At 67.4% G+C, this 16,170-nt stretch carries 2 protein-coding genes; both read right to left on the reverse strand.

Annotated features, from left to right (window positions below; genetic code table 11):
* Positions 1-8 precede the first annotated feature (8 nt).
* Positions 9-15,302: an RHS repeat-associated core domain-containing protein gene (locus D7Y15_RS44695; protein ID WP_158629059.1), complete on the reverse strand. Its 15,294-nt coding sequence runs from the start codon at positions 15,300-15,302 to the stop codon at positions 9-11.
* Complete coding sequence (locus D7Y15_RS15560) at positions 15,299-16,093, reverse strand: peptidylprolyl isomerase (protein ID WP_158629060.1); 795 nt, start codon at positions 16,091-16,093, stop codon at positions 15,299-15,301. The genes D7Y15_RS44695 and D7Y15_RS15560 overlap by 4 nt, the downstream gene beginning before the upstream one ends.
* Positions 16,094-16,170: the final 77 nt, after the last annotated feature.

The raw sequence follows: 16,170 nt of genomic DNA on the forward strand, positions 1-16,170 counted from the left end.
CTCGATCCTCAGTCAGCAACATATTTTATCCCAAGCTGCTCCATGAGCCACTGGCATGAACCACATGGCTCATGCGGTTCACCATCCACGCCCAAACTGCGAGCATAAGGCCCTCGAACCTTGGCCGTGCCCATCCTGGAGCCCCGGAGACCTGCCTGTTCTCCTGCCTTAAAGACCTTGGAGATACATTCAGGCTCTCCGCATTTCCCGTGATGATTAGGCCTTAGATGCTTAGGAGTCTTTCCAAGCAAATCCACAACCTCTTCATGAAGCTCAGGATCGCGAGGTCGCCCCTGCGTGCTCATGCCGTCATAAATATGACCATTCGGAAGCTCCAATGCGGCAGCCGTTCCAGAAACCTCATCATTTCCATCGGCCATCTCTTTCGCTCTAACTTGCTTTGCTTTGTTTCTCGCAGCCAGCGGCGCTTTTGACGGCTTCCGATAACGCCCCCCGCCACGATTCTGCCCCTTCCCCCAAGGCTTGAGATTCACATGACCACGGGAAGGATTCGCATTCAGAGTCGCCCAGGCGTCTTCAACCGAATTGAGAGCCTTTTGAGTCTGAGGACTAAAAAGGGGCTGGCCTGAAGCCCGAGAAGCCAGCACATTACCGGCACCTGCAGTGAAAAACTCCGAGCCCGCACCTACGCCATCCCAAACACGGTCACACTCCCACCACTCACCATAGCATTTCTTATACCTAGAGACATCCACACCAGCGAGCCCAATTTCAACCTTCTCGCCAGTCACCACTCCCGTTGCCTTTACCGAGGCATTGAAAACACCATACAAAAGCAGCCCATCAGAAAGCACAGCACTTGTCGCAATTACTGGACCTGCGACCACGCCAGCAGAAACCCCAAAAAACACCGGATCCACCACACTACGGCGAAACTCGGCATCATCAAGAGTGTCCTCTTCATACTTGGCGCCATCGGTGTATTTCTTTAGCGCGGCACTTCGTGCCGCGTCATCCCGCGCAGCCGCCAGTTCCGCCTCAGCCGACTCCTGCATCGACTCGGCCAAACACAGCCTCCAACTGCGATTCCCGTACTTCTTGGAGCATCTACCATCCGGGTCCGAAAAGACCAGCGGATTGCCACGACCATATACCCAAGGATTCAGTTCAGTTGGCGCAGAGAGATATCCTTCAGCGCCGACTGAATCGTGCGACAAGAAGCGACCCGTCTTCGTATCCAACCACCGTTGTTGTACGTAGGTCAGACCTGTTTCCGCATCCCAGGCATGCCCCGTGTATCCGATGCTGGCCTGCGCAGAGGCAGGAGCCGTTCCGTTGCGATAAACACCCCACGCATCGTAGCGATGCAGCGTGACCTCGCCTGACATTTGATAGCGGCCTACCGCACTGCCCAGGCCATCCTGAAGAATTCGATCAGTCCCAACCGCGGCTGTGAGTCCTGCCCCCCGCTGATAGAGGAGTGGGTTTGAGTTCGGCAGGTGCTCTTCCACCAGCGTTTCCCCGCTCCACAGATACCTCGTCGTCGCAGTGCCGACCGTGCGGGACCGCCGCAAGCCCGCGTAGTCGTACTGATACGTCGCCTTCTGCAGCTGGTTCCCTTCCGTCTGATCCACTTCGACCAGACGTTCCGCAGCATCGAAATGGAACAGCTTTGTGAGATTCCCACGCTTCTCACTCACAAGATGGCCGGCATGGTCCGTTTTGTACTCTGCGACCACCGCATTGGAGGCGAGTTTGTTCTTCGTCGCCTCCAAGCCTCCCAGCGCATCATAGAAATACTCCAGATGCTCCTGAGGCTGCCCCACGGCATTAAAACCAGACTCGTTCAAATTTCCTGCGTAGCCCGTGACCTTCTTTTCGGCCCTACGCGAGCCATCATTGTGCAGCGCATAGAGCACGGACTGGCCATCTGGATATGTCACTCCCGTCAGGCGATCCGCCGGGTCGTAACCGTAGCTCGTCGTCTCCGTGCTCGTGGGCATCCCCGTCGGGGTGCGGTCCACGACCTCTGTGAGCCGGTTGCCACGGTTGTCGTAGGTGTAGCTGTACCGCAGGTACGGTGAACCAATCGCAGAGTCGCAGCCCTCAGGACGCGCATCGTGCGTCACTGAGGCGATACGCCCACGGTTGTCATAGCAGTAGGAATGCTTGAGCGCGTTGTCGCCTACGGACTCAACCCGGCTGCCTCCCGCTTCCCACGCCACGTCCAACTGCCTGCCGTCCGCCAGCCTCACCTTGCTGAGCCGCTGCAGCGCCCCCACGTCGTAGTTCACTGTTCCCGACGGCGACTGCACCGACAGCAACGCACCACTGCCATGATACTGATAGCTGATCGTGTCAGAGTTACCGCTGTCAATGGTCCACAGCCGGTTCTGCCCGTCATAGGTCAGCGAGCGCACCGTCTGATTCGTGCCGCGGTGCTCCGTCGCTTCCCTGAGCTGATCCAGGCCATTGAACTCGTAGTCGACCGAGTCCAGGTCCTTGAAGACTCGCAGCGTTCCCGAAGCATCCACCGTAGGCGTTCCCGCCTTGAACTCCTCGTGGACCACACGGCCCCGGCCGTCCAGGATTCGCTCGACCCTCTCGTTCAGCTCGTTCGAGACTTCAGGGTTCCCGTTCGTCCAGGTCGTAATCCAGGAGGCCGTGCCCCGCGTGCGCAACTTCTCGCGACCCAGGAAGTCATAACCATACGTCACGTCGGGCGTCACCGAGCCCACGGGTGCCTTGATCGACTCCAGCCTCGCCAGGCGGTCGTACTTGTAGACAAAGGCACCCAGGTCCGGAGGCGTCACCTCAAGCAACTCGTCACGCGGTCCGTATTTGTAATGCCAGATGGTCTCGTCGACAGAGTTCCCAGAGGCCTGCCGGACCTCTCTGGCATGGCCGGCATTGTCGTAATCGCCGTAGTACGTGCGGCTTACGTCCGGTTCCTGCCCGACCCATTCCCGCCCGAAGGTCTCGAGCTGCAGGAAGCCCCGATCGTTGTACGTCAGCGTCCTCACCCTGTTGTCAGGTGTCTTCTCCGTGTGCAGCTGGCCATCCGGGAAGTACGAGTAGGTCGTCTGCTCCGTGGGCCCGAAGTGCAGCGTCTTCACCCGGCCACTGGTTTCGTACGCCCACCGGGTCTGCTCGTTCGCCCCAAAGCCATACGCGTGCGACCACATCGGCTTGCCGTCCGCGTAATAGCTCCACTGGTCCTCTGCTCCCTCCTGGAGGCGCCGGACGACATTCCCCAGGCTGTCGACCCGGGCCGTCACCGTCCGGGTGCCTTGGCCCTTGCCGTTCATCAGCCACGTTTCGGTGGACGTGCCTTTGCGTTCCGCATCCGCCCAGACCGTGGCCGTGCTGTACGAATAGCTGTAGCCAGGGGACGACCAGAGCTCCTCCTCGCTTCGAGTGCGGCCCCGGTCGTCAATTGCATTCGCCAGGTCCCGCCGGAGCACCTTCACCGACGTGCCTTCAGTTGACTCCTGCCGCTTCACCCAGGACCCGTCGTAACGAGTCCGCACGGAACGCTGGCCATCCTGGCCGTCTTTCCAGACCTCGAGTTCCACCAACCCCCGTGCGTTGCGCGTCCTTTCGATGACCGTGCCTTCAGGCTCAGTCTCCGTCTCGACGCCATTCCCTGGATAGGCATACGTCCACTGTGCCGCGGGAGACCCAGCCAGTGTGCGGGTCTCCATCCGGCCCAAGGCGTCGTAGGTCATCCCCCACGATTCGTTCTCCCGGGGGCCGACCTGCGTCTCGACATTGCCTGCCGCGTCATGGGTGAACTTTGTCTTGATATCGCCTGACTGGACCACCTGGGTTACGGACATCAGGTTGCCCGCGGCGTCGTATTCACGCTCCGTCCGCCGCCCCTCTGGATCCGTGGAGGCGTACTCCCTGCCGAGCGCGTCGTACTCACGCGTATGGATCGCTGTCTGTCCATCGACCGTCTCGGTGATGCTCAGGACCCGGCCCTGGGCATCCACCGAATAGGTGCGCACCTCGGTTCGGTCCGTGGACACCGTCGACGGCTCCCCGGACAGGACTCGCGTCACCAGGACCGACCCCGGACCGGAGGGACTGTCCGAATACGCGCGGGTCTCGGTCAGCGTCCTCTCACCATCCGGAGACTGCACCGTCCGCACGTAGCTCGTCACCCGGCCCAGGGCATCGTCGTACGTATAGGTCTCCGCCAGCCCCGTCACATGGTCCGTGCGGGTAAGCACCCTGCCCGCCAGGTCATACGTCGTCTGTGAGTGGATGCCGCCGTGGCTCTGCGCATTGCTCTGGACCGACGACACGCGCCCCAGCGTCCTGGAGTCCAACACATGCTTCTTGTCCAACGAGCCGAAGGTGCGCTGTTCCACCGCGCCCGCCGCATCCAGGACCACCGTCTCCACATCCGCGAACGTGCAGTCCTCATCACACTGCTCGCCTGAGCTTTTGGTCTCGTACGCCCAACGCACCGCCCGCCCGAGCGCGTCGTAGCCAATGCTTGTCGTGAGACCGTTGCTGTCCGTCACCGCGATGACGTGACCGTCCGCATCCATGGCGTTCGCGTAGACCGTCTTGCTCCCCACCATCTCGCCAGTGGGCCGGCCCGCGCTGTCGTACGACAACCTGTGCCGGTTCCCCCGCGCATCCAGGTACGACTCCAGCCGCGAGCCCTGATAGAGGTCGTACAGGATGGTACCCGTCTGGCCGGGCACACCATACTTGAAGTGCTCCGCGCGCTTGAGCCCCTGCTGATACACCGTCGTGTTCGACTGGCTCCGCCCCCACCGAGCGAGATTCAGTGTCTCGGTGACCTCGAGCGAGTCATTGCCAAGCACATAGTTGTACGACCAGGCCTGAGCAGGGCTGCCCGCTACCGTACGCGTCAGCAGTCGGCCGACGGCGTCGTAGGTGAGGTCGACCCGAGCCCCCGTGCTGTGATTCCACTCCAGGATGCGATTGCCGAGCGCGTCGTAGTCATACTCCACCTGATAGGTCGCACGGCCGCCGGGGCTCTGGATCGCGCGGGTCACTTCTCCGAAACGCGGCAAACCCAGCGCCTGCGTCTCATGCCCCCAGAACGTCAGGGTATTGCCTGACGGATCCTGACCGCCCTGCACCACACCATCCGGATCCGGGAACTGCTGCGCGGTGAAGACAATCTCTTCATTCGTATCCTTCACCGTGACGCCTTCCGGATCACCCGACGCCGAAAGTGGACGACTCACGCTCACCTGGCCGTGGCCCGTGGCCACCGACATCCCCGTGACCCGGCCAGTCTGCCGGCCTGTCACCGACCAGAGCGAGCCACCGCTCGCGCCCGGCACCTCCTGGCTGTTCGCGGGTGCCGCCAGGAGCTTCACCCCATCCAGTTGGAGCCGGTCGTTGACGGCATTTTCCACCGTGCGCCCCATGGCCGACACGGAGGAATTCACCTGCACCGGGCCGCCACGAGCCTCGCTGCCCCAGGCGACCGTGCTCGTCCCCAGGCCCGGGACTTCGGTGGCGCGCGTGTTGCCGTACTCGTTGAGATCCAGCGTCACGTCCACGCCGTCTGGCCGCTTGACGGTGCGCGTCCCCTCGTTCGCGGCGACGATGCGCCATCCCGGCTCGGGCATGCCCGTCCCCACCACGGACGTGACGACCTCCCACGGCTCCTCGTGGGGGTAGATCCGCTTCTCTGCCTCACGCTTGTAGGTCGCCTGCCACTGGATGAAGGGCGTACTGCCCGGCGAGGCAGTGCTCAGCCTCAACCGCGCGTTCGTCACCTCATTGGAGGCACTCCACAGCTTGCGGCCACTCAATCCGCCGGGCAGCGGCGCGTAGTCGTACTCCCAGACCTGCGTCGCGGGCAGGGCAGAGGTCCGCGTGACGCTCTTCAGGTTGCCCCGCTTGTCATGCGTGAGGTCCAGGTGGTGCAGAACCTGTTCGTTCTCCTTGAGGCGCACCTCCACCGTCTCCAGCAGCGCGAAGCCCTGGTTGCGCGCCATGTTGCGCAGCCGGTACGCCACCGTTTCATCGGCGGTGTCGATGTCCTCATAGGTCATCGCAAGCTGGAGCCGGCCCGGTGTGCGCTCCACCGTCGATACCAGGTTGCTTCCCGGCTTGTAGGTGAACCGGGTCCACCCCTCCGTTCCGCGACCGTGTCCGTCGTGGAACCGGTCCAGCAGCCAGCGGCGACGCTCCTTCTGGGGGAAGCCCTTCGCCCGCGTCTCGAACTCGTAGACGAAGCCCTCCGCCGTTTGCACGCGGGCAACGATCTGCTCGGCCCCCCGCGGCTCGACCGAGAGCTCCATGCCGTGCGAGCCATCCCTGACGCAGCCGGACGCCGTTCCCGCATCCGAATCCGTCGTGGCACACGTGGGGAAGTCATAGGCCTGCCCCGCGATCACCACCGTGTAGCGGCCCAGCCGCTCTTCCTGCACGTAGCCTTCGAGATTGTTTGTCCAGCCGACCCCCGTGGGGCTGACGAGGCTGCTCTGGTTGTTGTACGTGCGCGCGAAGCGGACCACCTCCGCGAGTTGCGGCACGGCGAAGTCCTCGTGCTCGAAGGACAGGTGCCCGTCCGCCACGTTGATGCCCTGGACGGTGAGTTGTCCCGGAGCGCGCGCATGCAAGCCTTCGAAAGCGCCGCGCGGTTTGCCGAGCGTCCGGACCAGACGTCGCGCCTCCGGCAGCAACACCTCCTGCACCAGGTAGAGGGGCTTCTCCGTCACGCTCGTGCCGGGCATGAGGACCAGGTGCGCGGGGATGGGCTGCTGGAACAGCCGGGCCCCGTTGAGCCCGAATTGATCCTTCTGCTCCAGCGGGTCCTCCGCCAGGCCGCCCGTCACTTCATGCACGTCGTAGGTGCCATCCGGCAGCAGCTGCACATCCGCCTGATTGACCAGGTCGCCCGGGCCGCAGGCCTCGGACGTACAGACCTTCACCGTTCCGCTGTGGATGACCGCGGGATCCAGCGCGAAGTGCGCGGAGGCAGGCATGGAGATGGCGCGGTCCGTGACGGACCGGCCTCCGGTTCCAGTCTCCACCGAGTGCTTCGCCGTATAGGCACTGCCCGCCTTCAGCAGATCCACGCGCGGGGAGATGCCCATCAGGTTGAAGCGATAGAGGACGTTGTCCGCGTTGCCGCTGAGGTACAGCTCCACGTACAGCAAGTCATTGGCGGACAGGACGTCTTCGATGAACTCGTTGTCACAGTTTCCGGTGATGGAATCGGACGTGACGTCGACTTCGCACTCCACGCCGTAGTCATCGCTCCCGAAGCGGACCACGTAGTCGCCCGTGGGCGTGGTGGCACGTCCAGCCCCCGGCTGCATCAATCCCGCGAAGAACTGGTAGGCCAGATCATCGGCGTCGGCCTCGGGCTTCTCGCCGTCCAGGACGCGTGAGTCGAGCGACCCCTGGGCGACGACCTCCGGATTGGTGAGCTCCATCACCCGGAACTCGTGCTCGAGAGCCGGGTCATAGCGCAGCACCTTGAAGCCATCCGGATCCAGGCTGGTGTAGACGTTCTTCAGCCCCAGGGCCCGCTTGGGGAGCCCCGCGGGATGCTCCCCCGTGGCCTCGCTGAAATCAGGGGGCGGTGCGTTGCGCTCCTGCGGACGCAGGATGCCGTCACCATCCTGGTCGCGCGGGAACACCTCGTGCCCCACGACGTGCAGGTAGTAGTTGGCCTTGGGCAGGCTGCCCAGGGTCACGCGCTGGCCCGAGGCCGTGACGATGCGCATCGCAGCCTGGAGCGCCGCGGAGCCACGCCCCGGAACGACGCCGAACTGCGCCACCGCGGGCTCCTCCACCGCGGAGCCGGTAACGCGCACCACCCGACCCGCCAACGGAGGTACACCCGCCGGGACGTCCTCCAGGTCACCTTCGCGGAAGCAGGCCGCGGCCTTCGTCTGCTGGCTCGCCGCACCCGGCCCATACGCGGAGCAGGTCTCCAGGAGCCGCCCGGAGACGCCTTCATCGCGCAGGAGGTCCGGGCGGCACGGAACCGTGCCACCGTCGGGGTTCGGCACCCGGCACTCGGAGATGCCTCCGTCGACCCGGTCCGCGGGCAATCCCAGATCCATGGGCGACTCGCGCACGCCTCCGTCCGGCAGGCGCCACTCGGCGGGGGCGAGCGTCCGCACGCGCCAGTGCGTGTCCAGGTGGACGTAGGTGTCCCGCGTGGTGGCGGCGCCACCGGTGCGCACCAGCGTCGGCGGCGCGTCCTGCTTGACGCCCTCCGGATCCGCGCTGCGCCACACCCGCACGTCAATCTCCGGCGGGTAGAGGTACACCGGCGCTTCGATGCCCAGCGACGCCACCGAGCAGCGCGACAGCTTCGCCGGCTGGCCGAAGTCGTCGACCGTCAGGGGCCCGAGCTGGTCGTCCAGGGCGCAACGGCCGCTCGCATCAAGCTGCATCTTGCTGATGGCCGGCACCTGGATGCGGGTCATGCCCGTGTGGCCCGTCGCGTGGTTCACCGCCACGACGACCAGGGGCTCTCCTGCCGTCAGCCGCAGGAAGTTGGTCCGGTTGTCCCGGCACTCCGTCTCGTAGAAGGCCCGGTCCTCGTCGCTCAGGGTGGTGGGCGTGGGAGCGCCCGGATCCTGCACGATGGCGGGGTTGAGCTCGCGGCAGCGCTCGCGGATGACGCGCTTGAACGGCGTCGTGGGCCCCATCCGCACCCGCGCGTAGCGGCCCTGCGCGATGCGCTGACCGGACTGTGCCTCGTCGCACTGGGTGCCAGGCACGCCCACGGTGAACTGGGCGATGGGCCGCTCCAGGTCATCCGCGCGGAAGAAGTGGACCTCCGTCCGGGGAATGTCCACGTCCGCGATGGAGGCGAAGGCCCCCTTCTGTGCGTCGAATTCGCTGGTCGCGTTCGCGCCACAGTCATGCCGCAGCGCACGGCCCTCGCGGTCCACGAAGTGGAGCGCGCCGTGCAGCAGTCGGGCATCGACGAGGATGTCCGCGCGCGTCTGCCCACCCGAGAACGTCGTGAAGGTGGGCGAGCACGTGGGATAGCTCGCCGACACCATGGACTGGACGACGGCGGCGCCTGTCTCCGGGTCATGCCCCAGCAACGGACGGGGCCCGAGGGGGATGTCCGCGCAGGCGATTCCCATGGCCTCGCCGCCCGGGACGAGCACGGGGATGCCGTAGCCGCCCGTTTCGCCCGTGACGCCGCTCATCGTCGGCCCCGGGCCGGTCACCGTGACGCGAACGCCAGGGAAACGCACGACCGACTGGAGCTCCTTTCCGCTGGAGCTCGCCTGGTCATCTCGGGTGAAGAGCAGTCGGAACGTCTGCGCACCCGCATCCGCCACGGGCACGGTCCGAACGGTGAGCGTCACCGTGCGAAGCTCGGTGCCCATCCGGGCGTTCAGGGTGATGACAGTGGTCCCCCCGCGGACCAGTTCGACGTTGCCCGCGAGCGTGAGTTCCTGGTCGTCGTCGCGCTGCGCGCTGACCGACCAGGTTTCGCCTGCCGGAGGCGAGATTGCCGCCCCACCCTCGGCCTTCGCCGAAAGGAATGCCTCGATGCGCTCCGCGCCGGAGCCGTCGGAGATCCGTGACGCCCGCAGCGACACCGGCAGCGCGTACGGGAAGGTCACCTGCTGGGGGAGGGAGATGAACGTCTCCAGCTCCTGCGACAGCTGTACGGTGAGCTGTTGATCCTGCGGTGCGCGCACCTTGCCACTGACGCTGGCGGGCACCGAGGTCTGGATGATGTAGTCCAGTGCAGGAATGGCCGCCGCGTAGCCCAGGAGCGCCTGCGCGTAGGCCTCACCCACGACCTGGTTCAGCGCCCGCTTCCACCACGGCGCTTCCGGCGTCTGGAGCATTCCCGGCGGCAGCGCGCCTTCCATGCCCGCATCCGGGGTCGCGCTCCCCTGCCCTCCCGACCGCGCCAGCGCTTCACGGACGATCGTGTCCTGCTGCTCGGTCAGGGCCATGTAGCCCACGAGCTCCACGGAGCGCAGTGACAGCGGCTCCTCCGTCCGGATGGACGCGCCGTCCTGCGACACCACGGCCAGGCCCGCTCTCGCGAGCACGTGCGTGCGCGGCTCGTGCGCGAGCACCAGCACGTAGCGGCCCGCCGGCAGCCCCGTCACGTTGGGGAACTGCAACAGGATGGGCTTCTGGACGCGCACGCCCGCGGGGCCCACCTGCCAGACCGCCGTGGGCGTGGCGTTGTTCTCCAGCCGCACGGGCAGCGACACGGGCTGTAGCCGCGTCGCCGTCAACTGGCCTTCCGTCTTGCCGTCCTCGAACAGCAGCGAGCCCGGGTCTCCGTCGATGGCCAGCGCCCCGTGCTTCTGGGCGAAGTCCACGTGCAGCGCCTGCGTGGTGTCCACCCGCGTCGCGCTCGCGGTGTCCACGGCGGTCAACGCCAGCGGCGCGTCCACCGTCTCCACCTCCGGCGTGATGGTCAGCATCCGGCGCACGGTGGGCAGCGGACGGCCCTCCGCCGTCATCCCGCCCTCGTAGCGGACCACTCGCGGCCCTGACGCTGACGTGATGAACGACCAGTTGCCGTCCGCCGACGTGCGCGTCGTCTCGGAGGTTCCCTCCAGGATGACTCGCACGCCCGACAGCGGCTCGAAGGCGTCGTCCATCACGGAGCCTCGCACCCGCGTGAGCGGCCTCCGCACCGTGAGCTGGCTGTAGAACGCCGCGCCCTGCTCGGGCCCCACCTCCGCCTGGATGCCCTTCACCTCCACCTGCAGCAGCTCCCCCTCGGGCAGCGGCGCGTTGGCGATGAACGTCGCCGTCTGGCCTCCCGGCGCCAGGGAGTAGCCGCCTTCCAGGTTCTTGCCCTGGGCCTTCACCTTGAAGCCCTGCCGCACCGACGCCAGCGTCGCCGCCTTGTTGAAGGACACGCTGATGAGCGCGTCCGTCTTCACGTCGCTCGCGCCCGCGGACGGCTGCACGCCCGTCACCACCAGCGGCTCCGTGGCCGGGTCCCGGTAGCGCACCACGACGCTCGCGCGCCCGATGAGCCCGTTCACGTCCGTGGCCTGCACCTTGAGCGTGTTCTCACCCAACGACAGCGGGAGGTCCGCCCCGTACACGCCGGTGGACTCCTCCGCCGCGAGCCCCGTGCCGATTCGCACCTCCGACAGCGCGGCGAAGGCCTCCACCTTCGCGCGGACGTGCACCACGGCCTGGGGCGACTCGCTGCCACTCACGGGCGACAGCACCGTCACCAGCGGGGGCGCGTGGTCGACGACCAACGTGAGGTTCTTCCGCTCCGTGTTGCCGGCCTGGTCGACCGCCACCACCTCCACCACCGTCTGGCCCTGCGCCAGCGCCACCGGCACGCTGAACGCGCCGCCCAGCACCGTCGCCGGCTGCCCCTTCACCGTGACGCCCGCCAGGTGCGTGTCGCCCACGGTCCCCTTCACCACGTAGGGGGACTCGTTCACCGTCGCCGGGCTCGTCGCCGGATCCGTGAGGGTCAACGTGGGCTTCGTGCGGTCCACCGCCACCGTGCGCGTGGTGCTCGCCGAGCGCCCTTCCGCGTCCGTCACCTGCACCGCCAGCGTGTGGTCCCCTTCCGGGAGCGCCAACGCCAGGGTGAAGCTGCGCGCCGAAACCGCCGCGCTGACGCCATTGACCTTCACCTGCAGCGGCAACGTCCCGCCCTGCACCTGGCCCACCACCGCCACGCTCACGCCCCCCAGCACCGCCCCCTGCGTAGGGGACTCCAGCGCCAGCACCGGCGCAGCAGCCCCACTGCCCGCGTCCGCGGACGTGCCCGCATCCGAGCCCGACCCGCCATCCAGCGGACTGCCCGCATCCACCGTCGTGCCCGCATCGCTTCCGGTCCCGGTCCCCGCGTCCGCGATCCCACCGTCCGGCAACGTGACGTTCCGCGTGACGTTGACCGTGGACTCGGTGCGCAGGCCATAGCTGTCCATCGCCACGACCGTCAGCGTCTGCGTTCCGGGCGACAGCTGCACCGTGCGCTGGAAGGAGTGGTCCGGCAACGTCGCGGCCAGCGCGCCCGCCACCACCACCGTCACCGTGTCCGTGCTGTCCGCGGCCGACGCGGTGCCTCGCACCGTCACGGAGGTCTGCTCCGTCACCAGGCCGTCCACGGGCGCCGTCAGCGACAGCGTGGGCAGCGTGGCGTTGGCGCGCAGCTGGAGCGTCTGCTCGGTCAGGTTGTCCGCCGCGTCCGTCAGCCGCAGCAGCAGCGTGTTCGCGCCTTGCGTCAGCGCGTGGGTCACCTCGAAGGCACCGTCCGCCGTCAGGGGCACCGCGGTGCCATTCAGCGTGAGCACCACCGGCGTCGCGTCCTTCGCCGTGCCGCGCACCTTCACGGAGAGGGCGCCGATGCGCGCGTTCGAGGACGGGCTCGTCACCACCAACTGCGGCGCCGTCGAGTCACGCACCACCGTCACGCTCGCGGTGGACGCGTTGCCCGCGGCGTCCAGCACGCTCACCGTCAGGACGTTCGTCCCTTCGTTCAGCGGCACCGCGTGACGCCAGACGTTGTCCGTCCCCTTCACCAACTCCACGCCGCCCACTTCGATGCGGGACACCTGGCCGGGCTCCGTCACGGAGACGGCGACCTCCACCTGGGCCTCGCGCGTCACCAGCCCGTTCTGCGGCGACTGGATGGTGGGCACCGGGGGCGCCGTGTCGATGGTGAACGTGCGTTGGGCCTCCGCGCTGTTGCCCGCCTGGTCCACCGCGGTGATGACCAGCGTGTGCGACCCGCCCGCGCTCACCGTCGTTCCGCTCGTGAAGTCCGCGCCGTCCAGCTTCGCCGTCACCGTCCCCGGGTGCGCGTCCTCCACCGTCCAGGAGATGGTCGCGGGCGTGTTGCGGTGCTGTCCGTCCGCCACGCCCGTCACGGTGATGACCGGCGCGACGCGGTCGATGGTGAACTGGGCCGTCTTGCTGTCGGTGTTGCCCGCGCGGTCCCACGCGCTCACCACCAGCGTGTAGTCCTTCGAAGCGGAGAGCGTCGTGCCCGCCTCGAGGACCACACCGTCCAGCTTCGCCTCGACCCGGTCCGGATGGGCCTCCGTGAGCGTCCAGCCCGGCGTCACCTGCTGGTTCGTCAGCGGCTGCGCGGGGAGGCCCGTGAGCAGGAGGACCGGCGGCGTGAAGTCGAGCACGAAGAGCACGGTGCTCGTGGAGGTGTGGTTGAGCTGATCCACCGCCGTCACCACCAGCGAGTACTCGCCCGCTTCGGAGACTTGCGTCCCGCTGGTGAAGTCCGCACCGTTCAGCTTCGCGGTGAGCGATTGCGGATAGGCATCCGTCGCGGTGAAGCCCACCTGCACGGGCGCCTTGTAGTGCGCGCCGGGAGTGACGCCGGTGACGGCAATGACGGGCGCCGTGCGGTCGATGCTGAAGGAGGCCACCACCGACGACTGCCTTCCGGAGAAGTCCTCGGCCTTCACCTCCAGCAGGTACGAGCCATCCTCGGTGACCTCCGTGCCGCTCTCGAAGGGAACGCCTTTCAACGTGGCGGTGACCGACTTCAGGTTCACGTCTGCCACCGTGAAGGTGGGCGTCACCGTCGTGGAGACCGGGCTCGTCTGGGGCAGCCCGCCCAACGTGATGACGGGCGGGTTGAGGTCCAGGGTGAAATGGAGCTCCTTCACCGTGCGGTTGCCAGCCAGGTCCGAGGCCTCCACCGCCACCGTGTGCGGCCCATCGCCGGAGACGGTGTTCCCGTTGATGAACTCCGCCCCGTCGAGCCGCGCGCCCACGCTGTCCACGTCCAGATGGGCGTCCGTGGCGCTGTAGGTCACCTCGACGGGGACCTGGTGGAATGATCCTTCCTCGACCCCCGCGAAGGAGACCACCGGGAAGGTCTGGTCGATGGTGAAGTCCAGTTCCAGGAACCCGTAGTTGGCCGCCCGGTCCTTCGCGACCAGGTAGAGGTGGTGCGGGCCCTCGCCAACGATGGGCTGGCCGCTTTCCCAGTCGGAGTCGTCGAGCCTGAAATAGGTGGACTCGAAGTAGTCGGTACGCACCGTCACGGTGGGCACCACGGGTCCCGGGTAGTACCCGTTGTGGGTCACCCCGACGATTTCGATGGAGGGAGCGGTGAGCTGGATGCGGAAGCGCACCCGCTTCTTCGCCACCCGGCCCTCCGGGTCCGTCGCCGTCACGAGCCACTCGTGGGAGCCCTCGTCGGAGTACGTCGCGCCGTTCGCGATGGGCTCCCCGTTGAGCGTGGCATCCAGGGTCAGGGGCGTCAGGCCCGTCGCCGAATAACTGAGCGTCACGGGTCCCCGGGTGACCTCCCCTTCCGTCACTCCACTGACGGTGATGACCGGCGCCTGGCTGTCGAGCCCGACGGGATGGCACATCCGGGTCACGTTGCCGCACTGGTCCGCGATCACCGTGGTGACGGCGTTGGAGCCTTCCACCAGGGGCAGGTCCAGGAAGTACCCCGTCTGGCCGGAGAGCGCGGCGGTCATCCCGTTGATGACGATGCTCTTGGTGTCCGGCCCGAACTGACCGGACACGTGGACCGGCGAGCTGGTGAAGAATGCCCCCGGCTCCGGCTCCAGCATGGTGAGCGCGGAGGGCAGCGTGTCCGCGTCGAACACCGCCACGCGCACCGAGGACTCGGGCCCGCCCAGGACCGTCAGCTCCAGCGGGTTCGTGGCGGCCAGCGTCACCTTCGACGCGAAGGTACGCTTCTGCGTGCTCGTGAGGCCCGCCAGCATGTCCACGCCGTTGAGGCGCACGGTGCCGTCCGCGTCCGGGCCCACCATGTCCACCACCAGCACGCCCACCGTGCCCTGCCCCCCAGGCTTGACCTCCAGGGACCTCGACACGGGCTCGGAGCCCGCCTGGACGTAGCCCGTATCCGCCAGCGAGCACGGAAGGGCCCCGAGCGGAGCCACCGACACGCGCACCGAGCCGCTGCCCGTCGTGGACGCCGAGAGCTGGTTGGCTTCCTGCAGCGCCACGCGGAACACGGCCAACGGGGTGCCCGCGGAGACGCCGCCCAGCACGGTGCCGTTGAGCGTCACCTCCGACGTCGCCACTTCATTCGCGCCGCGCGCGTCGCCGTTCTGCACGACGACCAGCGCGGGCTCGTTGAGCGTCCCGGTGAACGAGGACGTGCCTTGCTGACCGCCCTGCACGGGCAGGGTGCCCCCCCGCCACGCGGGCCCCACGGCCTCCTCGATGACGCCGACGCACGCGGGCGCCAGCTCCGCGGGCGTCAGCCGCATGCGCGTGGAGGCCACGGCCCCGGAGGGCTTGGACGCGGGCGCCTCGGGGGGACGCTCCGGCGTCTTGCCGCACGCCATCACCACCGCCAGCAACAGCGCTCCCCACAACCCCTGGATCCGCACTCGCCCGCTCATCGAGACATCTCCCCCTGCGTTGCTTCCGTCCCCGCATCCGGTGCGCCCGCTTCCAACGGACGCATCGCCTGGGGAAAGCGCTCCACCGACACGCGCTCCCGCAGGTCCTTCATCCACCGCGCTTCCGCCTCACGGCGCGACTCCGCCGCCAGCCGGCCCCGGGCCTCCTCGAACGAGGGCACCCGCGTCTCCACCGGCGAAATCGCCTGGACGATGTGGAGGCCGTAGGGCGTCTCGAAGGGCTTGCCCACCTCATCCGGCTTCAGCGCCGCGGCGGCCTCGAAGAAGGCGGCGTGCACCTGCCCTTCGAGCACCGGCCCCAGGTCCCCGCCGCGCGGCGCGGAGACCTCGTCCTGGCTGGACTCGCGCGCCACCTTGTCGAAGGCCTCACCGCCCAGGATGCGGGCGTAGAGGAGGTTGACGCGGTCCCGAGCCCTGCGCCGCTCGGCCTCGTCCGCGCCCTGGGGCACGCGGACCAGGATGTGCCGCACATGGATTTCCCGGCGCGACAGCGCGTCCTTCTGGGCCGCGTACCGCTCGCGCAGCGCCTTGTCCTCCGTGGCGCCCTGGAGCTGCTCCTCCACCAGGGCCTGGGCGAGCACCTCCCGCCGGGCCGCCGCGAGCCGGGCGCGGACGTCCGGACGGTCGTCCAGACCGCGCGTGTCCGCCTCCTCCGCGAGCCGCTGCCGGTCGATGAGCCCGTCGAGCTGGGCCTGGATGCCGCCAGCCTCCGGTGCACGCTGGGACGCGAAGAGCTCCACGTCCGCTCGCCGCAGGTCGGTACGGCCCACCCGGGCCACCACGTCCTCGTCACGGCAGCCCGTGGAAAGCAGGGCTGTCAGGAGGAGAACAGTTGTGATTCGGGCAG

Source organism: Corallococcus sp. AB030, assembly GCF_003668965.1.
GTDB lineage: Bacteria > Myxococcota > Myxococcia > Myxococcales > Myxococcaceae > Corallococcus > Corallococcus exiguus.

Coding starts and splice junctions, on each gene's coding strand:
- D7Y15_RS44695 (WP_158629059.1), bottom strand. CDS start 15,302: ATGAGCGGGCGAGTGCGGATCCAGGGGTTGTGGGGAGCGCTGTTGCTG.